Origin of the sequence: Roseibium sp. SCP14 (assembly GCF_040329475.1) — a bacterium.
Classification (GTDB): Bacteria; Pseudomonadota; Alphaproteobacteria; order Rhizobiales; family Stappiaceae; genus Roseibium.
The window spans coordinates 244,315-266,202 of the sequence record NZ_JBDZYH010000003.1 but is presented as its reverse complement, the minus strand read 5'-3'; the positions used below and the strand labels follow the sequence as shown (position 1 = coordinate 266,202).

Here is a 21,888-nt window from a genome sequence, read left to right as displayed (position 1 = left end):
TGGTCTTGATTTCACTTTCGTTTAGCCGATGTCACATCGAGGCGTTGTTGAGCGAAATGGGCTGTGAAGTCGGCTCTATCAGGCGCGAACTACGGCCACGAAGAAGTGGCTAACACACTGAATACATTGCCTAAGCAAATCAAACATCTGGAGGTGAAAAAGATCCGAATTCGTCGTTCGCCGATCGCTGCACAAGGCAAACAAGTGGGGCACAAAATGTTAGCACGCAAGCTTTTGGTTTTTTGTTCGATCTGGATTGCGTCATTGGCGCTCAACGACAAGAGTTCTGCACAGTGTGCCTGTGGTTCCGATTTCTGTCAAAACGCCCCTTGGGTGGATGCAACACTTGCCCAAAAGAAGAAAACTTATCGAAGGAATACCCTGATCGGCTCGTGAAACTGATCGAATTCGGCAAACAATGCGTCGCACGCATTGAGCGCGCGCCAGATGCTTTCAAGATATGGCCGATTCAAAATGATGTCTCAAAACAAACACTTGCCTGGTCGCAATACAACGAGGACAGGGCCAACAATGACTCAAACATCAAACGTTCCTAGATCTACAATGCGCGGCACGCCTTTTCATGCTGTGGACAGTCGTCCTACGATAAGCAGCAGGGCTATGACGCAGCCGACGATGTCAATACGTCTACCGCAATTCTTTGCAGCAACGGCACCTGCGCAAAATAGTTGAGTAGACACAAAGCACAACTTACTCGAGGTTACGCGGCTTGACAGCTACTTCCCTAATTCAAAAGGCACGAAGTACTTATTTCAACAAAATTAATACGAGTGCCGTCGAATAATAATCTGATCATTGACAAATGGAGGACTTCCGAAATGCAAACGAGCGTTGTTTTATTGTCGGTGAGACAAGTAGTAATCTTGATTTCAGCCATGATTCTGCTTTCAACGGAATCCAACATCGTAAACGCTACTGACGATTTCAGGATCAAGATTGAACGCAAGCACAGCAATGAAGAGTGCACATCGGGCTATTTGGCGGTTAACGGTGAGGTCATCGCCTATACGCTTGAACTTCCATGGCAAAATAATGAACCGCTTATAAGCTCTATACCGCCTGGCACTTATTCCGCCCATCTCAGATATGATAAGAGTGACAAATGGCGATTGCAGCTCGACAATGTTCCCGGACGCGACGGCATCCAATTACACATTGGGAATTACACAGGTGAGATCGAGGGCTGCATACTCGTTGGCAACGGCATCTCTGACGATCTCTGCACATTAAATGGAAGCGCTGATGCATATGCGAAACTGAAAAACGCGTTCTATGGAACGCCAGATCCCAATTCTACTCCGAACAAGAACATCAGTATCGAAATAGTTCGCTAGTCATCAAGCCAAATTGATTGCGGATGTGCCGCGCTCCTATTGCTTTATCGATTTAACCTTTCTCGTAGTACTCAAGCGGACTCTATGTTGCTCGTATTACTAATTAATCCTTCCAAACGAGACGTGGGGCGACGTTCAATCACCTTATCTCCGCTGAAAACGCTAAACCCTTCATCTTCATCGGCGTCCTGGTCTAGCTGAATGAGCCAACATTTTAGTTCTGCAGCTGCCAGTACAAGCTCACAAAACTCTGGCGAAAACCCCTCATCCAAACGCTCAAGAATACAATCTTTTTGCTGCACCTTTGGACGCGCGCCCCAAGGCCAAGCCCATACAACGTAGATAACGATTGTAACCTCAGTTGCATGAACCCTGAATTCAGGATGTTCACCTGCTTCCACTTCTCGGGCCATCGCTTGCAGGAGGTGGTAGTCATTCATTGAAATGTGACTAAGGGAGGTGTCAAGCATCTGAACAATGGGCATTTGCACTAATCTTTTCTATCTATAAGCTACGGAGACAAATCACGACTGAGCTCAGTTCGTAGCTTCAGTCTTCTGTCACCCAAAGGGTTCTTCTCGTTTCAATTGTTTTGCTCCCTGACCACCGGCGCAATCCTCTAAATGGCAGAACGCTTATGGCCCGTTGCTCAGCGTCCTAGGTCAGGTCACTTTTTTTGAGCTCGTTTGCGAGAAAAGTTTAGACGCTCGATTGGCGCTGGCGAACGTACGGCTACCAACCGGCTTGCTACGGAGCATGGACCGAGTGGGCCTTATACGTTAAGCCTTTTGTGAAGAGTCAGAAGAATGATGTAGCCGATGCTGAGGCAATTGCTCAGGCAGCGTTCCGTCCGACGATGCGGTTTGTCGCAGTGAAGAGCGAAGATCATCAGGCGCGTGCGATGCTCTTCCGGACACGCCAAATGCTGATTGGCCAGCGCACGCAGGTGATCAATGCCTTGTGCGGGCACCTGGCCGAATTCGGTGTAATCACACCAAAGGGGCGTGTGCATCTCAAGGCACTGGCTGAGGCGTTGGCCTGCGATGACGCCGGCACGCCAGAGCTGGTACGTGAATTGGGACAGCAATATCTCGAACAGGTGGTCACTCTGGACACCCATATTGCCAGGCTCGAGGAAAAAACGCGGGCAGCCTCGAAGTCATCAAAGACATTGAGGCGTCTGCAGACCGCACCAGGTGTTGGACCGGTAACCGCACTGGCGATTGAGGCCTTCGCTCCAGACATGTCAGGCTTTAAATGCGGGCGCGATTTCTCCGCGTGGGTTGGCCTCGTGCCGCGGCAGCATTCCTCTGGCGGCAAATCACGGCTGGGGCGAACATCGAAGATGGGCCAGCGTGACATTCGAAAGCTATTGATTATCGGGGCAATGGCGGTGGTTCGTGCGACCTTGCGGCACGGCGCGGCAAAAGATGCTTGGCTCGCCAGAATGCTGGAGCGCAAACCTCGAATGCTGGTCGCTATCGCTTTGGCCAACAAGATGGCCCGGTCAATTTGGGCAATGATGACGAAAAACGAAGACTATCGGAATTCGGTGGCGGCGGTAGAGATTGCGTAAACAGCTAACTTACGCTGAAGCTACCGGAATGTGAGGAGTTCAGAGAACTGTAAGGGCAATGGATCGACCAGATCTAGACCGGGGAAACCATCCGCATGCACAGAGCACGAAGCTCGCGTTAGTGAAATGGACCTGATCTGCGCATCGCCATACCGGCCCGCGGCCAAGTAAACGGTTGCGGCACAAGGAGGCCTGATACATGACCGCAACCGATCACATACCTGAGCCGTTCAAAATCTTCTTGCACACCAGGCGCATCCATACATGCATGGCCGACCTTTTGTCCATGCGGAATCTAGCGTTGAAGCTTTCGCAGTTTCCATTCCCCCAAGGTGAACCTGGCTCAATGTAGACCGTCCTGGCACCAACGGCCGCGATCCAGTTTCGCACGGCATGGGCAACGAACTCTGAGCCAAAGCACGTCGGGAATACGTGCTGCAGATGGGTTATGGCCGCCAGGCAACCCTCACATATGGTTGCAGTACTCGTCCAATTGAACATGCCTGAGGAGACACAAAAAAATCTCCAATTCTTGGCGACTAGCAATTACCCTGAAGCGGCAGATGAAGCACTTGTTTCACGGTGCGAACCGGTTAGCTCACAAGGTTGATTGACCATTTACCGAATAATAGTAGGCATAAAAAAGCAATTCGGGTCGCTAACAAATTCCTGTTAGACCTCGTCATGTATGCAACTTCCAGCTGCTATTACTCTTTCTTTTTATTGAATAAAGACCCAAACAACAATCCAATCACCATTGAGACCAAAACTGCGGTAAAAAGCGCAAAACCGCGCGCAAAATCAAGCGAGGATGCAGTCCAAACCAACGCTTCATCATCGCCAGCAAGATCAAGCAACTGGCGATCGCGCTCTGCTCTCGGCAACTGGTCCCACTTTTCACGCTCAATCAACAATTTTGCAGGTTCTGCATAATGCCAACCTGCGATATGAAATTGAGGTTGCCCCCCGGGCCCGGCAGACGTCGCAGTGAACAGAAAACCAAAAATAAATGAAGATACCAACGCACAGACCAAGATAAGCGGCGTCAACTTTGGCATTACTTTTGGCATGAAGAGCCCGAACGTAAATGCCACTAAAACGAGAATTACGCCCATCGGCCCTGCAAGGGCCACACACATCTCCAAAGCAAAGGAAGAAAGTTCTTGAATTAAGTCCCTCACCAACGACTCCTCTTATTCATCCACCCAAGTAATGTCGAATGTTTCAGGGTGCTCAAAACCAAAAACCGAGGTGAGATCCAGATCCATTGGTGCGGACCGTCGACCGGTCTTCCTATCAACCGCCCATATCACCCAATTTGCGCTCGATAACATGTGGTGAGCTACATGACTTGGCTTCTGAAATCGACGTGAAAACTCGGGGGGACAACCCAACGTGTCGAGCATCTTGTTGCGATACCGAATCTCCAGTTGATCAACAGCAACTCCATCTAGAAAGGTCCTTACCGTGACGCTTATAAGTTGCTTTCTCGTTGAAGGGACATAGTCGTTCAAGCCTTGCGCGTAAGTCCGACTAAAGTCATCGGCAGGTGGTGTACCAAGCATATCCAATCCAGCTGGTTGGACGGCTGCCTTAGACCATCCGCGGTCGAAATCAAAAATGCCGAGATTAACGGCCGCCATTCGATCTATCGTGTCTTGAGTACCAAAGTAACCGACTTGGGAAGCGTCTTTACTGGCTGAAAGCAATTGCCCGCTCACAGAAGAAGTGAGTGCAACCCCCGAACTGAGCGTCGCTGTGATATCCGCAATTGCATCGTGTTGGACGATACCGACGTATCTTGATGCAGCTCGAAACCCGTCAACAGGATTGATTTTCGCATCAACTGCGTTGTTGTCTTCCGCGAGAGCCTCAAAACGCGGCAACACAACCGTCGCCCCAGTCTCCAGATCGTTCAAATCGAGAATTTCCGGGTTCAACTCTGCAACAAGACCAAGATTAATTTTGTCGGCTGAAAATCCAAATGCCAAAAGTTTGTCAGAGACGGTCTCGCCCGCACCTATGCTGACCTCATAAGGGACAATGGCAATGCCCTCATCCAGAACATTGGGCACAGGAACATTGAGCAAAGCGGCAGTCATATACGGAGTGACAAATCCAGCCGTCTGCACTTCAGCGCGTTTGCACCAGTCGTACTCAGAAGAACCAAATACTTGTGCAGATGCCGACGAAGTGAGCAGCAATGTTACCGCTACGATAGAAAATGAAGCTTTTCGCACAACTTACTCCCGACCAAAGTGCAGTCATGCAGGCTGATTAAACCAATCCGCGCGTGCGCCACTGCACATCAAACTCCCCCAAGTTTGAACCACCTCATTGGAGTAACAAAAATTATATTCAACTATCGATAAACCATTCTCTAAGCTCCAATATTTAAAGGCGTCTACTGAGATTGTAAAGTTGAATCGCTATTCCTCTAGTAGCAGGAATCTGATTTTCAAATTGGAATCAATAGCACGCTGAGCGCCATTATACTGTCTCGACTTGAATTAGAGTTGTCTGCGATGTGAAGTGCTACGCTACGTCCCCAAGGGAAGGGATAGAGTTTTACGACCAAAACCAGGAACGACGGAAGATTATAGAACTGCTGGTAGAAACAGTAGAGTATAAATAAACGGCAAGAACCAACTTGTGAGAGTCCCCGATTAATAAAAACAGCGGAATGTAATTTTTGTTCAAGCCATGATTGAATCAGGCATGTTTTAATCTCGTCGCCTCAACAACCTCATCCCAACCGGGTAGTGATCGCTCACCCCCCTGCCCGTTTCCGGATCAAATCGGCGCGGCTCTATGAACCCTTTGTTTTCGGGATCGGTCATGATCTGTTCCGAGCTAACGATCAGCGTGCTGAAACTTCCAAGGTCAGCGAACCAGTCCTTGGTTGATGGTCGCGAAGGGCTCAGTTCCTCGGATACCAAAATCATGTCGAGGAACGACCACGTATTCCAATTGTCGAGAATGCGATCTACAAATCTGCTGGATCCGGGTGCACGGCAACCACTTTTGATAACGGGTGAAGCATACCAACCATTTCGAACCATCAGCCGCGTGAATGCATCGCTGGGCGCTTCAACACAATTGATGTTGAAGTCACCAGCAGCAACCACAAGGCTGTTCTCGGGCAAATCTTTGACAAGCTTGTTCAGCTCTTGAAATGCAATGATCCTGCAGTTGAATGGACTACGACCAGATGGAAAATGCACCCCAAAAACATGTAGCGTTTCGCCATCCGGAAGCTGAAAACCAGCTTGCACAATGTCACGGGTTTTGCCGCATTCGTTTTCGTATCTGCCAAATTCGATGACGTGAGCACTTGGCGTACCAACGATCGGAAGTTTGCTCAGGATTCCCACATCGATCCCACGGCTGTCGGGCTCGTCGCTTGAATCCAACTGAACAATGTTGAGGCCCTCTGTTGCTAACTCGCGAGAAACGAGATCCTCAAGCACCTGTTTGTTTTCTGTTTCTGCGATAACAATAATATCCGGCGTGGCAGGTAATGCTTTCAATACATCAGCATACCGTTTCAGCTTTGTATGATATGTCCCCTCGTTCCAATCGAGGGTTTTGCACTGTTCTACATAGAACCCAGCGGTTCCATTGAACTCCTCGCACTTCTGATCATGACCAGGTTGCATGGAGTTTTTGACGCTCAGCGGCAGGTAGGTGTCGTCGCGTGGATTCCCCGGATCGTCCGAAGTATCGAAAAGGTTTTCCGCATTAAAGGCAACAATGTTGATTGTTTCTTCCGCCGCGACACTCGAACAAAAATTGACACCAATTAACAATGCAAGAGAGATAAAACGAAACCGCATTGCACCCTCCGAGATCTAAAACATGCTCTCAAATGAAGCTCAAAAATAAGTTGCTTATCTCAAGCACACAACTTTAAACACGATTTTCACGGTAACCAAGGCAATTAGAGCCCCTTCGGTTTCGGCAGAAGTATTTCAAGGAAACCGTTATTGCCGCGAGGGTGCCTGGTGAATGATTTCGATGACTGGAGCAGGCAGTACAACGATCAAGTATCGCCCTATAGCTGAATTGGATCTCGTCAGACGAACTCACTGCAACACACCAACATGCGTTAGTCATTGCGAGACCAAAAAAAGTCCTTTCTATAAAAGCCAACTCGCTCTTGGTCTTAGGCTTGGGAACGAGGACCTATGGGAACAGACTTGCATGACACTGTAGACCTTACAGGACCTCAGGAGATTTGGATTTTATTATAGATCAAACTGTGCCCAGATGGGACGATGGTCTGAAATGTGGTAACGAACGAAGGCATCAAATTCCTTGGGTGTTTCTTGCTGCCAAAGATCGCGGAAAACTGCGCCGTCGAAGTCAAATACGCCTTGCCGGATAAAAGCGTCACCCGTCTCAGCAGGAAAGAAGGCGAGTTGATCGTAGTACTTACCACCTGTGATGACAGTGCCAATGACCGACTGATGTTCAGGAATCCGAAGCCCTCGCTTGACCAGTGCATCATAGATTTTGTCGCCGGGTTTCACTGCCGGCAAATTGAGATCGCCTATGACAACCGTGTTGCCAGAATAAGCGTCGCCGCGCTTCATACGTAAATCCGCCCACCGTCCAAGCGCGTAAGTTTCAAGTGCGCGGCGGTTCTCTGATTTTTTGCTACTCGAACCGAAATATAGATGTGCATTTACAACAGTAAATACGCCGCCCGACACCTCGAAAGCTACGGCAAAGGGGTTCCGATCGAAGCCTCTGAATTTTTGTTCGATACCAGGAAGCTTGATATGGCGATGAGAACCTGGTGGTACAGCGATTTCTCCAGCCAACTCCAAGCGATCTACGCGCGTTTTGTCATAAACAAAGACCATACGCTCATTGTTGCCCGCCATATCAGAAAATACCGCATCGTAGCTTTCTGGTAGTGAATTCATGACCCAGCGAAAGTCTATGAGATTTTCTTTTATCTCTTGAACAGCGATAACATCAAACCAGCTGAGTATTTCCGAAATTATCTCGATATCCCCTGTATCGCGCCTTTGCTTTTCATCTCCCAAATTTGCGATATTCCAGCTTCCAAGCAGAAACTTTCCATCTTGTTTTGGCGGAATGGCGCGACCTTCTTTGGTATCCCGCCAGATCCTTAGAGCGTTAACCTCTGTTTCAGAGTTGAATTGATACTGAAAATTTGGTTTTGGAAATGGTGGCATTTTTGTCCTCAGGGAATGGCAAATAGTTGCGGCCAACAACGTGCGATCATTTGCGTCAACCGACATTCTGATAAAAGCTTGATGTCCTTTTCTGGTCACAGGCCCTTCGATACGGAGGGTCCTGTTTACCTACAAACATCCGATCCATACCATTTTAGATTGAAAAATGAGCAAGTCTCATCAACTATGAGTGTGATAAACTGGCATTGCTACTAATGGGACGCATTCCAGACGTGGTGTTATGAATAGGCACCTCTCTCTATGTCCGCGACGATTAGACGGAGATTGATATGTTTATTGCTTTTGAACTGCTCGACGGATCACAGAAAACTATTCCACACTACAGCGTACTGCGCATTCGTCCGACTGTATTTAACTATGAGCCGGACAATGCGGTGATGATCCAATTTGATAACCGGCAAAACTTTAGTCGCGAACCTCTTGACGACCTGGTGGAGAGATTTCATCGACAAGCGCCAATGGCCAGATTGACAATGTTAAACGGTGCTCCCGTTTGGGTATCGGTACATCGCGTTTTAGATGTGAATCCCCCCAATACTGTTATCCATAACCCTAGAGCCAAAGCCATTGTGAATTTCAGAACCGATATTAACGGAAGTATTCCGCTGGATGGAGTGTTTTCATCTGTGTTGGAAACAGTCGGTGAAACCGAGGCAATCCTAAATAGTGCTTTGTAATTGAGAAGCAGTACTTAACCTTCGCGATGCTGTTTGGTGTGTTTATGGCCATCGGGAACGCCGCCTTGCTGATTGTGCGAATGGCTTTTTTCATAACCTCTTCAATGCAGACATTTTGTATGATAGTTCGGTATCAATCCCTAAATGTTGCAGGTCGCAGCAGGCTAACTTTATCACGCTACACGGCAAAGCAAATCCAAAGCGCGTAAATTAGGTCAGGATAGCATTCGCCCCGATTGCATTGAGTAGTCTCGTCGCCTCCGCGCGTAAATATAGTCGATCAACCATAGCCAAAGGCCGACTATGGCTAAGTGCTTTTCGAATAGGATGGAGGCGTTCCATCGATACTTCAAAGTGCTTCTTCGACGAAAAGTGTTGCTGGAAGACCGTATTCCAGTTGGCTTTTATGATCACTATGTGGGCAAGGTCCATGAAGTCCGAATAGTAGATTAAGTCAAACGGATCTCTACGATCGTCACAATCCTTCTCCCGCCGTTCTCGCCATCTTTTTCGCATATCACCCGGCACACATTCATCTATCCAGTTCTCTCCGAAAAACCGTCGCAGATTTCGTTCAATAAACTGTCGCAACGTGTTTTCAACATAGGTCAAAACAAGATTGTAAACTGGGTCCAACTGGACAGTAGAGTCTCCACTTTCCGGTGTAATTGGCTCCAGGACTGTAAGCTCGAAATCGAATCCAGCGGACGCCAATACGGCAGAGTAGGCTTCGTTTGGGAATGCAATTAATTCAGGATTCAAGCCGGCCTCGACCGAGGCATCATCGCGATCGCTACAGACCTCAAATGGCACTGGGGTTCCCAGATCCTCATCAATGATCTCACCCGCCTCTTCCGAAAAGGGGGTGGCGCCTGCGGCAACGTGATGCAACCTTGCAATTCGCGTAAAGCCAACAACAGATAGCGCTAGCTTATCGCTGATCGCCCACGGTTCTCGCATCGCGGACATTCTCGCGTTCAAGGAAGCGTGCCAATTTTCGATTCTTTCAATATGGCCTTTGAACGGACTGATATTCAGAGCGGCGCGTTCGGTGAACTCAGCTAAGAGTTTTGCGTCTGGCAAAATTGCGTTTCTGGGGAACTGCGTTAGCAGTCTAACTTCTTTGTTCCAGCGGCGGGTAGCGTTAAGAATTGCAGGATCTACGCCAGCCCGTGAATAAGCACTGAGTTTTTCGGAGACATCCGCCCATTGCTGCGAGTTCGCAAGGAGATTTATCGATTTCGCAGCTTTATTGATTTGAGACAAGAAATTTCTCATTTCATTCGCGCGGGTAATCATAGCGAATTGCGATTTCTGTAGTTCTCCTATTTGTTTAATTGCGGGGCTTTCATGCAACGCTACCAAATCGCGGAACAACACAGAGTCTGGAGTTTTTTTCACCATTCTTCTTTTCTCCAATTCGCCGTTGTTTTTTTGGCAACGAGCTGTTTCCAACCGAAGTAACCAGTAGAATTGCTACACATTCGCAATTCAAGACTGTAATTCTCAACATTGCACGTCCTTAGCAGGCCGGTCACAGACATACAATGCAGAAGGGTTTCGATGGCAAATGAGTAGCGGGCATGGCGTTGACTTCCCGCCAAACAACACTACCCCTGGTCTAGTGCAAAGTTCAGCATTCAGTAAAATCTCCAAAGAAATGGCGGCCGTGCTCGCGCGCCGACGATTTGACATCGCGGGTGAACGGCCGTTTCTTTTTGATAAACTAAACCTTGAAGACACGTGTATGATCGCCCATCAAAACGCTTTCGAGTATTTAAAAGACCACGTAGACGCCCTTGCCGCTGGCGAACAGGTGTTTGGACCTAACCAAGCACTGCAAAAATTCGGCTCTCAATTCCACCCCAAAATAGATGCTTCCTCTCGGCTACCTCGCGGGCGCGCTAAGTCATGTTACGCCAACGCGACTGCCTATGCTCTCACTCACAACGATCTATTCTATTCAGAGGGATATGCCCTTGACCCCGCGCTCCCACTACCTTTTCAACATGCCTGGCTAGTGGATGAAATGGGCGACGTAGTTGACCCAACTTGGAAAGATGCAGAGCAGCATGTCTATTTCGGCATTGCGTTCAAACCAGACTTCCTGATCGAAATGCTGAAGCACAGTGAGAACGAGTGCGGATTACTCGTGAACCGGAGGCTTATGCGAGAGCATTTTGGTTCCCCTGATCTTCTGAGCGCCGGTGTGCTGTCAAAGTCTGAATTGCCTATCGCCGGTTCTTCGTGCCTCTTGAGTTGAGATCTCAGGTCTCCTCCAATTTAGTATTGAAACCATCATTCCGTTCCAGTGGACTTGAAGCACCGAAAGCTGGAGTTTCCCGACTTCAAACACGGTGATGTGCGGGTTCCGCACAACGTGCCGTTTGGAAAGTCAACTTCAGGGAGAGGTGGACGGTAGGCTTTCGTTGCAATTTAAGGGAAAGATCGGATCTGGGACCGCTTTCAGACCCTCCGGTTCTGAAGGTGGAATAAAATGGTTGCCATGAATTCGGGCGTTCTCCTTGACCGCATCCGTCCTATGGCGGATCGCCTATTACACACGCTGGAAAGTTCCGACTAAATTTCCAGCCTATGCACCTATGAGAAGTGCTCCGAGTTGACACACAAAGAACGCAGTTGAAGGCGATTGCTCACATCAATCAGATAGTCGACGCTGACTTTAGGATCCAATCTTCTTCTGTTTGAGCCAAATCTCACAGCCAATAATGTTCCGTATTTTTGACAATATCGGATTTTGTTAACTTTTTATCCGGAAAGATCCGGAAAAACGGGCTCAGCCAAATAAAGGAGCCTGAAATGACCTAAGCTGACTCACCTAAGCCACTGATATTTCAAAAGTAAGTAGTTCTCAAAGGACTCACTCAAGTCTCCTGGCACCTTGCTCTAGTCATGAATCGCAATCGCTGAGACTTTCTCTCTCCCCTTGCTGGTGATGAGATTGATTTTCTGCGTTTCATTGTGCCTTCAGGGCTGATGAATCCTTCGTAGCCTTTGGCGATCCGATCGTTTCGCCGATAAGCAAAAGCACCCCTGTCTCCCCGAGCCAAGAAAGATCGAAGATCCATGCTGCTGTGCCGCAGCTGGCTCGACATGGGGTTCGCTCGACTGAATCAACTGGAAAAACATAACATGACCACTCAAACGCCAGTGGCGTTTTCATATGGGCCTGAGACCTTTCGGTCCCTTGCTCAAAATCTCCAAATGTATCGTTCTATCGGACACCCTGGCCGTAAGAAACTGCCGGCGGCACCCGTCGTTGTGGACTGGAGTAAGACCCTCCTCCCCTTCCCAGGTCTCATCGGCACTTGCGAAACCGCCACAGTACTTGAGCCCGTCTTTGCTTTTTCCGAAGACAACTCTTGGGCCCTTTTAGCTCAAGGATGGGTTCGCCTCGAAAGCCATATCGACGATCGTCCCGATATCACTCGCTCTACATAACTCACAACACCCGGAAGGAGTTGAACCGCACACCTTCCACAAACGCTAGCCGGTTCTGACTTCACCTTTTTCAAACTCCGCTCAGTACACGACGACAACGTTCCCAAAGCGTAGGGAGCGAATGCGATCACATGCCTTAGAGGACACACATGAAACGTTCAAACCTATCAGCAAAAGCCCGTGGAAACGTCGGGACGTTAGTCGCCCGAATGGCTGTCAGAAAAGCGCTTCGGCGAACTCCCGAATATTGGCACCGCTCAGCATACATTATCGGAGCCAATCTTCCCAACGACACCGATACAGACATCTACGAAGAAGCACTGGCAAAAGAACTCGGTTGGCAGATCCCAAAAAGATGGAAAAGAGAGGACTTACCGAACTTTCACTACTTCACGGATGACAGCGGCGATTCCAGATTCAGAAGAAAGGAGCCTTTTGAGGCCCTTTCTCTTGCAAAGGACGTTGCTGAACATCAGCGGTTAGTGGGTGTTTGCACACCAAAACACCCGATGAGTACGCCTTTCGAGGATATCGCAGAAGCCGTCGTCGAAATTCGACCAACGCCCGAACACATCGTTGCTGCTCTACTACTGGCTCGGAGGTTTCTTGTCACCAAACAGCAAGCCAACGAACTGTTGTCTGACACGCTCACCAACTTGAACGTTGCTTTCCGAGGAGACCGGCCGCTTACCCGCGCATTTCAGATGCTTCGAGCACTGAGAAAAGCGGATGCCTCGGAGCCACTAGGAAATTCGAACAATACTGCGCCCTCACTATTGGAAGATATGGTTGGATATGGCGAAGCCAAGAGCTGGGGGGTGAACCTTGCCCGAGACCTCAAAGACTGGCGAAACGGCAGAATTGCCTGGGATGATGTAGACCGCGGCATTCTCCTTGTTGGCAGACCCGGAACAGGAAAGACTGTCTACGCGCGGTCCCTCGCCGAGACCTGCGGAGCACATTTTGTCGAGTGCTCGCTCTCCAAAATGCAAGGTCTTGGGCATCTCGGAGATATGTTGAAAGGTATTGATCGAGCCTTCCGGGATGCGCGTAAGAATGCGCCGGCGATCTTGTTCATCGACGAGTTCGATGCAGTTGGAAATCGGTCAACTCTTTCATCACACGCACCTGAATATGCAACCCAGGTAATTACCGGACTTTTGCAACTTATGGACGGTACGGAAAAGCGTGACGGTGTAGTCATCGTCGCTGCCTGCAATCGCGTGGACACCATCGATCCTGCTTTCCTGAGACCCGGGCGACTTGAACGCATGGTTGAAATCCCTCTCCCCGACTTTGAAGCCCGAAAGGCTATCTTTCGTCAGCATCTTAAGGTCGAAGTTCAGGACACCGTTTTATCACAAGTGAGCCGGCATACCGACGGTATGTCTGGCGCGGATCTGGAGCAGCTCGCTCGAGATTGCCGACGGGTCGCAAGGCGCTCAGGTGAAACCATTGAAAAATGGCATCTAAGCGATACGCTTTCAGCAAAGTTCGCAGCTATACCTAACAACGTGCTTGAAAGATCTTCGGTTCACGAAGCTGGACATGTAGTGGCGGCGTTTTTTATCAAAGGGGTCATGGCAACCGAAGTCGTTATCCGAGAATACGCCAGATTGACCAATGGCACTCGATTTGAAAGCGGCGGGCACACTGCCCTGCCCTCTGACAACCCAGGTTTCCGGGTTCGCAGTGACTATCTCGACAACATTGCAGTGCTCCTGGCCGGACGTTCAGCCGAAGCACTTCTCTGCAAGGAGCCATCTGACAGCGCCGGATTGGTTGCCGGATCAGATCTTGAGCGTGCGACCTTGACGGCAGCTCGGCTGTTGGCATCGTCAGGTCTATCTGAAGAGCTCGTTTTCCGGGCAGATGTCTCAGAGCCTGCTCTTAAGCAGATGGTCAAAGAAAACTCTTCATTCGCAGAAGCCTGTAATCAAATTCTGGAGGCACAACAAAAACGCGTGACAGCACTTTTGGTCAAAAAGATGCCTCTAGTGAAGACATTGGCAGATGAGCTCCTCAAATCAAAAGCCCTGTATTCACCAAAAATATCTTCCGTGTTGAATTTTACTAAAAAGAATAACAATTCCAATCAATTAAACAAGAAGTAATCATATGAAAAATCTCGTCAAAAACAGATCAATTAGAGCTTTACTTCCGAAATTCATGCCGGTAGTTGTCTCCATCCCAATCAAAGGTTGTCGCACCCTGTGTCAGCATTGGTTGGACTACGGCTTAACCCCCCAGCTCTGGCTGGCAGGATAAAGGAGATAGCCGACCATGACTTTCATGCAGAACAATTCGGCTCTCCGCAAAGCCGCACAAGATCTCTCGATACACAACGCTTGAGTTGGGTAACCGACTGTATGCGCGATGTCTGATTTACGATATCCGCTGCGGTAGATTGCCTGTCTTTGTTTCGACGTGACCGTACCGGTCATTTCGATCAGTACCCGTTGCTGATGTCGGGAAACGATCTTCGTTCATTATCGTTTTAGCCGTCACAGCCACTCCCCCTTCAAGCGATTGAATTTCGAACCCGCCGCCGCGCGGGAACAGGAGACCTGTGCCATGTGGAATGAACAGAACCATCACTGCCCGTTTGCCTTTCTGAGCATCTCGGAAGCCGTTGGTTCCGTCTGCCGAATAACTGCCGTGAACAGTCACGTCACAGCTAAGCAGAAAGGAACCCAACCATGTGCAACGACAATTCAAACTTCTTCAAGCCCGCAGATGCATCTCGCGCTTCACGCAGGATCACCCTGAAGTCTTCTGTCTCTTCCCGAGGCTTTATCCCAAACCACACTGGCAACTGCTGGGCCAGTTACGAAAGCACTCTTGAGCGAGACTTTTTGACGATTGTGCGCGCTCTTCCGGATGTGAAACGCGTGGAAGAACAGCCTGAACCAGTGACTTATGTCGACGGTGATGGAAAGCGACGCAAGCATACTTTTGACTTCGTGATCTATCTCACCACCGGAGAAAAATTTGCCTGCGATATCAAGCCCGAAAACCGGTTGGCGCGCAGTGGGATCAAAGAAGTTCATCATTGTATCAGAAAGCAGCGCCCAAACTATGCGGACCGGTTCTTAGTCCGCACAGATCGCAAAATCTCTCGAGTTCTGGTCCGAAACTCCGAACTGATCCTCAGAGCTCGAAATCTCAAAAATGAGGAAGCAATCGGGGAGCTGAGGCAACACCTTGCCACGATGCACGGGGTATTCCGGCTCGCCGCATTGGTCGCCCACTTCAGCGAGGAGGCGATTGGTTTCAACGCAGTGCTCAACCTGATCGACTTGCAGGAGCTGAAGCCGGTCACTCGTGGCCCCATCAACGACGACACCGAACTCCAAATCTGCTTGGCAGCCTAACAGAACAGAAAGGAATTTGAAATTGACCGAACTTAATAGCGGCAGCAAAACCGCCCAAACAGCACCAAAGTCTGAAACCCGGTTTCGGTTCGCTCGCGATTCGAAAATCATGATCAAGAACATCCCGTATGTCGAGGTATTCTCTGATCATGAAGTATGCGTAGTGCGCAGCGTCGACAATCCCGAGGTGCACAAGAGGTTTACGTACGAGGAGCTTCTTGACCTTGTTAAACAAGGTCAGCTGACTGAAGAAACGGGAGCGTATTCTCCGTTTCAGATTCATCTGAAATCAGGTCCGAACATCAAACTTTCGGATCTGAAACCGGAGATCGCAGAACTCGTCAAATTCCGCAAATTCATCTGCGATGAGTTTCTCAAGATGGAAGCGCAAGGGCAGATTTCTCGCAGTGATACCAGTTTGGCAGAAGCTATTCCGTGTTTCCATGCCAAATGGGTCAGCCAACTTGCTCAGCGTGAACCGGGCAGTCGATTTAGCAGCCAGCAGTTGTCAGGAACTTTCGGGGTCCCAAAACCCAGCACTGTCAGGGCTTGGCTTCGTAAATTTGAAGCTGCCGACTTCAACATTATGGCGCTCTGTCCACAAAAACATAAGTGCGGAAACCGGAACGATCGGCTTCACCCAGACGTTCGGGATCTGCTCAATGAATGCGCATCAAGCTTTGCCAGCCTGGTGAAACCGACGATGAAGAAGGTGTACGAGGAGTTTGAAGAGCGTTTCGACAACCTGAACGAACACAGATCGCAAAATGGTCTGCCGATCTTGCCTAAACCCAGTGTGGCAGCGATGCGCCGGCAAATCCGAAAGCTCAGTCCCTATCACGTTGATGCCGGTCGTAAAGGCATCGCATACGCTCAAAAGAAGTACGCGTATGTCCAGGGAAAACACAATCCGGAATGGCCACTACAGGTCGTGGAGATCGACGAGTGGAAGGTCTCGCTTCACACAATTCTCAAAGGGACAGGTGTTTGGGAAACTCTTGGAATTTCAGCACGCGAGAAATTGGACAAAGAAGTCGGTCGTTTGCAGCTCTCAGCGGCGATTGATGTTCGGACCAAGTGTATTCTGGCAATGCAACTCGCACCGACTGCGACAGCCGAGCTTGCCATCTCCACCCTGAAAATGGCGATGTCCGACAAGAGTGACTTCGCCGCAGCGGCCGGATGCGACACGCCCTGGGACATGAAGGGTCGCATCAGCATGGTTCGGGTCGACAACGGGTCCGCTTATGTCGCCAGGAACTTCAGTACCGCGGCGATCGATGCCGGCGTCGCAGTGGACTATGCCGTCGCCGGTGCCCCCTATCTGCGCGGTTCAATCGAGCGCGTGTTCGGCACGTACCACACTGGCGTGATCCCCCACTTCGATGGTCGCACCTTCACAAATGTTGTCGAGAAAGGCGACTACGATGCGGAAAACCTCGCGTCGCTTACCATTGAACAACTCGGTCTGGCGCTCGTTCGTTGGGTTGTTGATGTTTACCACAACACGGCTCACGAAGGTCTTGGCGGTCAGACACCCCGGAATTGCTGGCTTGAGCTTCAAAAGAAAATTGGTGTCCCGCTCCCACCCTTGGAAGACGAAATGCGTGCCTGCTTCGGTACTACGGTCGAACGCCACCTCCGCAGCGAAGGTATCCAGCTCTATTGCAACAAGTACCAGTCCACCGAGCTTCAAAAGATCCGGCGCAAATTCAGAACCGGTTTGCTGAGCGTACGCTTCAACCCGGATGATCTTGGACACATTTCGGTTCAAACGCCGCTCGGCTGGTTGAAGGTTCCATGCACCAACCAGGGAATGCATGGAACACCTCTCGAAGCACATGTCGCAAATCGTCAAAGAATGCTGGCGAGGTATGGCGAAGAGGCTGCTCAGTCGAAAGAGGTCGTCAAGAAAGCACTCGCGGATCTTCGCCATCTTTCTGATGAATCCCGCAAGAGAAGAAACATCGTTTCACCGGTCCTCACAGCAGAGAACCTGGAGAAGCTTGACGCGCACTTTTCCGACGATCGCCTGAGGATCGATGAGGACTTTGAAGGCGATGTTCTGGGACGTGATGAGATCGATGACGATGATCCGGACGTTGATGCGAACTGCTCTCAACCGAGTCTCGAGGACGCATTGCCTTTCCTGGGCGACGACGATGATCACGATGACGATGATTACATTTTGGAGGATTGAGATGAAAGCTGACACTTTTAATGAAGAAGCGCTAATTGAAACGCAGCCGGTGCCGGGCGAAAAACGCAAGAGTCGCAGAGCAAGGGACGAAAAAACCGCGGAAACCGAAACGGCGTTGCTGCACGCATACTTCCCCAATGTGCACGATGAGAGCCTGCTCGAAAAGCTGAACGATCTTCTCGACAGTTATGAAAACCACTCCGAAGTCGTCGAGAAGCTCGGGTTGAGCCGCGTGGGTAGACTGAATGAGGGTCGAGCGGTTGCAGTTGTGGGCTCATCCGGGCTCGGAAAGTCTCGATCTCTCGAGCGGGCATTCCAAGGTCTTGGGATGAGTGAGCTCGAAAGCAATGTTCGTATCATTTCTTTGAAAGCACCATCTCCCTGCAATCTCAAACAACTGGGGATCGCCATTTTAAAAGCGCTGAAATTTGAAATTCAGGGCGACATTCGTGAGAACGTTATCTGGCAGTTGGTTCGCGAGCAGCTAAAACTTCGTGGTATTCGCTTCCTGCACATCGACGAGCTGCAACATCTCACGCAGCTAGACAGCCCGTATGAGGCCACCAAGGTCTGCGACACTTTCAAAGGGCTCATGCAAGACAACGAGTGGCCCGTATGGCTTGTACTTTCGGGGATGCCGAATCTTGCGAGTGTCATCGAGCGAGATGTTCAACTGCGTCGCCGATGCACGTTTGTGCGTCTTGAAAGGATGAGTTCTAACGCAGACGATCTCAAAACCGTCCAGAGGATTGTCAAAAACTACTGCAAGAAGGCCGGTCTCTCTGACGAAAATTTGCCAATGCTGGATCTTTGCAGCAGGCTTCTTCACGGTTCCGATGGACGATTTGGGTGCTTGATCGAGATCGTCCAGGAGGCGCTGTTCAAGGCGATGAGAGCACGCCGAAAACACTCCCTCATCGGAGATTTCGAACTCGCCTACGAAGATCGAACTGGCTGTCGTCCCGAACACAATGTCTTCGCAGAAGAAGTTGAATGGCAAAACGTCGATGTTCGAAACACGCTTTACCCTGATGAAGCTGAATTCGCGGGCACCCGAAAGCCGACGAAGCGGCGCCGAAAAACGAGTAGGAGGGCTTGAGAATGACATTAGACGCATTCTTTGTACCCACCTGCTATTCCGATGAGACTGTCCTTAGTTTCTGCTCCAGGATTGCGGCCATGCACACATGCTCACTACAGGAGCTTTGCAAATACAAGCGTGAGCTGGACTATGTCGGCATCCGCGACGGAGACCCGAAAGCAATTGGCAAGCTCACAAAATATGTGGGTCTCAAAGGCGAACGTTTTCCAGGAGTGATCACCAATCATATTGTCGATCATATGTTTGAGATCAATGGTCAAAGGTTCACAAGAGCATCGCTTCGTCGAGCTCAAGTTCGGGTCTGCCCGCATTGTCTTCAAGAGGATCTCAAGAACGAGAATGATCACATCGCTGCAAGGCCCTACGGGAGAGTTTCATGGACAATTGGCAGCATTAGAACTTGTTCAAAGCACGAGACTGCACTGGTTACGGCAGCAAAAGACGACCATCCTCAGAGGGTTCATGACTTTACGCTTCTTGTGCGACCTTTCCTAAAGGACATCGACCAGCATGTTGCCTCAGCATTGCACCGTACTCCCTCCGATCTGGAGACTTATCTAGATAAGAGGATCAAGGGTGAAAGTCCGAATATTTGGTTGTGCAACCTACCTGTCTATGCGGCTGCTCGAGCATGCGAGATTATCGGAGCAACCAAGATCCATGGCGCTAGTGTCAAGACGGAGAGCCTCTCCGAAGACCAGTGGTATGAAGCTGGACACATTGGTTTCGAATTTGCCGCGAAAGGCGCTGTCGGTATCCAGACATATTTGGATCAAATGCAGCTGATCTTCACCCAATCACGCATCAATTGGGGCGCGAGACAGATTTACGGCCGGCTCTACGAGTGGTTGGCACACGAGACTGATGACTCAGCCTATGACGAGTTGCGAGACATCATTATCGAACATGCACTCAAAACATTGCCGTTGGGACCGGAGGACGAGATCTTTGGGAAGCGACCGCCAAATCGAATCCTCCATTCCATTCATTCCGCCTACCTTGAAACAGGTGCCCATCCGAAACGGCTTAAGAAGGTTTTGCATGCCGTCGGTCTGATCAATGTCGATCAGCTGCGCCAATCAGACGACCGAATTGTTTTTAGAGCTGACGAGGCAAAGTTTTATCTCGACAGGATCGAGGAAAGCATGTCCCTGAACCAAGTCAGGGCATACATCAACGCTCCCCGCCCTGTTGAACGGGGATTACTTGAAGCAGGCATCTTGAAACCCTGGTTGCAAGGTGGCACCGAGGTATTCAAAGATCATGCCTTCGCAAAACGTGACGTGGATGATTTCCTCGCAACCTTGACCGCCGAAGCAGAACCAATCGCAAGCGAAGAGACAAACTTGGTGCCTATCCTTCGCGCAGCGAAGCTCGCAAACTGCACCACTCCGGAGGTCGTCAAACTAATCCTGAAGGGGAACCTTAGAACTATCCGGCTTGATCCAGAGGAGACCGGTTTCCTCTCGCTACTCGTCGATCCAAGTGAAGTGAAGCCTCTTGTTCGTCGTGAAGATCACGGCGGATATTCATTGCGAGAGGTCGAGCGGAAACTCAAAACGTCAACACGAGTGGTTAAGGCACTAATTGAACATGGCTATCTACAGGCTGAAACGGCGGTCAACCCGATTAACCGTTGTCCGCAAACGATCGTCAAACGAGACGTGTTGCATTCGTTCATGGTCAAGTTCGAGACTGCGAACTCCCTGTCTCGACGCACTGGCAACCACCTTCAAACACTGATGAGGCGACTAAAAGGATTGGGGATCAATCCCGCTTTCCCGACAGACCAGGTGCCGGCAACAATCTTCGCCCTTGATCAGGTCGCATCTGCCGATCCGGAACTTGTTCCCGAACCCTAAATCCCCCTGCTTGCCTGGCAAGCAACCAGAATGAAACTTACTGCGAAGACTGACGTATATCGTGAGGGATCTTTGCCGGTGCGTTTCTTTCAGTTGCTGCGATTAATTCCTTTGCAGAATACATGTGCTTTCAGGACTTGGAATAAATGGAGAAATGTGATGGCAGCCTCAAACCAGGGAAGCTTCTTTCACCGTTTGCCGGATGGAAGTGAGATCAGAGAAGCTGAAAAACTGCGCAAACTAATCGCTTCGCAAATAAAGGATGGGGAATCCATTTCTCTGACTATTACTCTTGAAGGCGGTGCACAGACAGTGACAGTGACATTGACGCCGGCGCTGGCATCGTCATTGCTAAGTCTGCTTCGCATGGTCTCTAGTGGGCGTAGGTTCAGGATTACTCCTGTGGAGACCGAACTTACGACACAACAAGCAGCAGATCTGCTGAATGTCTCCAGGCCGTATATGATCAAGCTGCTTGATGAAGAAAAAATACCATTTGCACGAACAGGACGGCATCGTCGAATTAAGGCAAAAGATCTGTTCGCATATAAAGAAGAACGAGATGCAACTCGTTCAGAAGCATTGAGAAATCTGGCAGAAATTGATGTAGCAAAAAATCTAATCTAAGCGTCAAAGCAGATCGAATTACGCCTCCCTATCGGGAGGCTTTTTTTGTGCCCAAGCTGTTATTGAGCAGAAATTTGATTTTGATTGAGTACCGCTATGCTTTCATTTGATTGAGGCTTTGACCGCATTCCTGGATAGGCTGAGCAGAAATCAAAAATAAAAGTGTTTACTTTCAATATCTTAGATAATTTGTGAGCAATACTATGCGGTGACGCACATTAGCCGGGAGTTCGCCCAGGCAGGAGCAATCCTGCCAAGTGCGGCTCCCGGCGCCCAAATCAGAAACCCGTCGAACAGCAATGTTCGGCGGGTTCTTTTTTGTTCGACTACATAGAAAACGCATCACTTGACATAGTCGCTCAGGGCTCTCTCAATCGGGCATGGACACTTGCTTCACTGCCCATGACCCCAAGCAGGCAGACTTC

At 49.7% G+C, this 21,888-nt stretch carries 16 protein-coding genes and 2 pseudogenes; 11 read left to right on the top strand and 7 right to left on the bottom strand.

The features are described from left to right. The first annotated feature begins 63 nt into the window (after positions 1 to 63). Entirely contained in the window at positions 64 to 396 is a 333-nt protein-coding gene (locus ABLQ08_RS14000) for a hypothetical protein (protein WP_352943290.1), read from the top strand. A gap of 443 nt (positions 397 to 839) precedes the next feature. Continuing rightward, positions 840 to 1,355 carry a DUF5675 family protein gene (locus tag ABLQ08_RS13995; protein ID WP_352943287.1) on the top strand — a complete coding sequence of 172 codons (516 nt, stop codon included), beginning with the start codon at positions 840 to 842 and terminating at the stop codon, positions 1,353 to 1,355. Between the two features lie 71 nt (positions 1,356 to 1,426). Here ABLQ08_RS13995 and ABLQ08_RS13990 read toward each other — a convergent pair whose 3' ends face one another. Beyond that, positions 1,427 to 1,840: a hypothetical protein gene (locus ABLQ08_RS13990; protein WP_352943284.1), complete on the bottom strand. Its 414-nt coding sequence runs from the start codon at positions 1,838 to 1,840 to the stop codon at positions 1,427 to 1,429. A gap of 287 nt (positions 1,841 to 2,127) precedes the next feature. Here ABLQ08_RS13990 and ABLQ08_RS13985 point away from each other — a divergent pair. Next, positions 2,128 to 2,931 (top strand): annotated as a pseudogene (locus ABLQ08_RS13985) (IS110 family transposase); the annotation flags it as partial. A gap of 288 nt (positions 2,932 to 3,219) precedes the next feature. Here ABLQ08_RS13985 and ABLQ08_RS13980 read toward each other — a convergent pair. The 5 genes and pseudogenes from ABLQ08_RS13980 to ABLQ08_RS13960 all read right to left on the bottom strand — a co-directional run. Next, positions 3,220 to 3,345, bottom strand: a pseudogene (locus tag ABLQ08_RS13980) (integrase core domain-containing protein); the annotation flags it as partial. Between the two features lie 293 nt (positions 3,346 to 3,638). Continuing rightward, positions 3,639 to 4,112: a hypothetical protein gene (locus ABLQ08_RS13975; RefSeq protein WP_352943282.1), complete on the bottom strand. Its 474-nt coding sequence runs from the start codon at positions 4,110 to 4,112 to the stop codon at positions 3,639 to 3,641. Positions 4,113 to 4,124: 12 nt separating this feature from the next. Then, the gene (locus ABLQ08_RS13970; RefSeq protein WP_352943279.1) at positions 4,125 to 5,171 is read right to left on the bottom strand and encodes a hypothetical protein; all 1,047 of its coding nucleotides are present in this window, start codon (positions 5,169 to 5,171) and stop codon (positions 4,125 to 4,127) included. Between the two features lie 483 nt (positions 5,172 to 5,654). Beyond that, a complete protein-coding gene (locus ABLQ08_RS13965; protein WP_352943277.1) occupies positions 5,655 to 6,767 on the bottom strand; it encodes an endonuclease/exonuclease/phosphatase family protein in 1,113 nt (370 codons plus the stop codon). A 411-nt stretch (positions 6,768 to 7,178) separates the two neighbouring features. Continuing rightward, positions 7,179 to 8,237 (bottom strand): endonuclease/exonuclease/phosphatase family protein, encoded by a 1,059-nt coding sequence (locus ABLQ08_RS13960; protein ID WP_352943274.1) that lies wholly within the window; start codon positions 8,235 to 8,237, stop codon positions 7,179 to 7,181. 191 nt (positions 8,238 to 8,428) lie between these two features. Between ABLQ08_RS13960 and ABLQ08_RS13955 the strand changes: the two genes are divergently transcribed. Continuing rightward, entirely contained in the window at positions 8,429 to 8,836 is a 408-nt protein-coding gene (locus ABLQ08_RS13955; RefSeq protein WP_352943271.1) for a hypothetical protein, read from the top strand. Between the two features lie 210 nt (positions 8,837 to 9,046). Here ABLQ08_RS13955 and ABLQ08_RS13950 read toward each other — a convergent pair whose 3' ends face one another. Then, positions 9,047 to 10,240, bottom strand: a complete 1,194-nt coding sequence (locus ABLQ08_RS13950) for a Swt1 family HEPN domain-containing protein (protein ID WP_352943268.1) — start codon at positions 10,238 to 10,240, stop codon at positions 9,047 to 9,049. Between the two features lie 166 nt (positions 10,241 to 10,406). Between ABLQ08_RS13950 and ABLQ08_RS13945 the strand changes: the two genes are divergently transcribed. From ABLQ08_RS13945 to ABLQ08_RS13915, 7 genes are all read left to right on the top strand, one after another. Then, positions 10,407 to 11,099, top strand: coding sequence for a hypothetical protein (locus ABLQ08_RS13945; RefSeq protein WP_352943265.1), 693 nt, complete (start codon positions 10,407 to 10,409; stop codon positions 11,097 to 11,099). A 1,348-nt stretch (positions 11,100 to 12,447) separates the two neighbouring features. Next, positions 12,448 to 14,412 carry an AAA family ATPase gene (locus ABLQ08_RS13940; protein ID WP_352943262.1) on the top strand — a complete coding sequence of 655 codons (1,965 nt, stop codon included), beginning with the start codon at positions 12,448 to 12,450 and terminating at the stop codon, positions 14,410 to 14,412. 585 nt (positions 14,413 to 14,997) lie between these two features. Beyond that, positions 14,998 to 15,672 carry a TnsA endonuclease N-terminal domain-containing protein gene (locus tag ABLQ08_RS13935; RefSeq protein ID WP_352943259.1) on the top strand — a complete coding sequence of 225 codons (675 nt, stop codon included), beginning with the start codon at positions 14,998 to 15,000 and terminating at the stop codon, positions 15,670 to 15,672. A gap of 703 nt (positions 15,673 to 16,375) precedes the next feature. After that, complete coding sequence (locus ABLQ08_RS13930; protein WP_352943256.1) at positions 16,376 to 17,872, top strand: transposase family protein; 1,497 nt, start codon at positions 16,376 to 16,378, stop codon at positions 17,870 to 17,872. 1 nt (position 17,873) lies between these two features. After that, positions 17,874 to 18,971, top strand: a complete 1,098-nt coding sequence (locus tag ABLQ08_RS13925) for an ATP-binding protein (RefSeq protein ID WP_352943253.1) — start codon at positions 17,874 to 17,876, stop codon at positions 18,969 to 18,971. A gap of 2 nt (positions 18,972 to 18,973) precedes the next feature. Next, positions 18,974 to 20,836 (top strand): TniQ family protein, encoded by a 1,863-nt coding sequence (locus tag ABLQ08_RS13920; protein WP_352943250.1) that lies wholly within the window; start codon positions 18,974 to 18,976, stop codon positions 20,834 to 20,836. A 159-nt stretch (positions 20,837 to 20,995) separates the two neighbouring features. Beyond that, positions 20,996 to 21,463, top strand: a complete 468-nt coding sequence (locus ABLQ08_RS13915) for a helix-turn-helix domain-containing protein (RefSeq protein WP_352943247.1) — start codon at positions 20,996 to 20,998, stop codon at positions 21,461 to 21,463. Positions 21,464 to 21,888: the final 425 nt, after the last annotated feature.

What these genes read in the sequence shown, in the direction of transcription:
- ABLQ08_RS13995 (WP_352943287.1), top strand. Translation starts at nt 840, where the DNA reads ATGCAAACGAGCGTTGTTTTATTGTCGGTGAGACAAGTAGTAATCTTG.
- ABLQ08_RS13990 (WP_352943284.1), bottom strand. Translation starts at nt 1,840, where the DNA reads ATGCCCATTGTTCAGATGCTTGACACCTCCCTTAGTCACATTTCAATG.
- ABLQ08_RS13965 (WP_352943277.1), bottom strand. Translation starts at nt 6,767, where the DNA reads ATGCGGTTTCGTTTTATCTCTCTTGCATTGTTAATTGGTGTCAATTTT.
- ABLQ08_RS13955 (WP_352943271.1), top strand. Translation starts at nt 8,429, where the DNA reads ATGTTTATTGCTTTTGAACTGCTCGACGGATCACAGAAAACTATTCCA.
- ABLQ08_RS13950 (WP_352943268.1), bottom strand. Translation starts at nt 10,240, where the DNA reads ATGGTGAAAAAAACTCCAGACTCTGTGTTGTTCCGCGATTTGGTAGCG.
- ABLQ08_RS13945 (WP_352943265.1), top strand. Translation starts at nt 10,407, where the DNA reads ATGAGTAGCGGGCATGGCGTTGACTTCCCGCCAAACAACACTACCCCT.
- ABLQ08_RS13940 (WP_352943262.1), top strand. Translation starts at nt 12,448, where the DNA reads ATGAAACGTTCAAACCTATCAGCAAAAGCCCGTGGAAACGTCGGGACG.
- ABLQ08_RS13935 (WP_352943259.1), top strand. Translation starts at nt 14,998, where the DNA reads ATGTGCAACGACAATTCAAACTTCTTCAAGCCCGCAGATGCATCTCGC.
- ABLQ08_RS13930 (WP_352943256.1), top strand. Translation starts at nt 16,376, where the DNA reads ATGAAGAAGGTGTACGAGGAGTTTGAAGAGCGTTTCGACAACCTGAAC.
- ABLQ08_RS13925 (WP_352943253.1), top strand. Translation starts at nt 17,874, where the DNA reads ATGAAAGCTGACACTTTTAATGAAGAAGCGCTAATTGAAACGCAGCCG.
- ABLQ08_RS13920 (WP_352943250.1), top strand. Translation starts at nt 18,974, where the DNA reads ATGACATTAGACGCATTCTTTGTACCCACCTGCTATTCCGATGAGACT.
- ABLQ08_RS13915 (WP_352943247.1), top strand. Translation starts at nt 20,996, where the DNA reads ATGGCAGCCTCAAACCAGGGAAGCTTCTTTCACCGTTTGCCGGATGGA.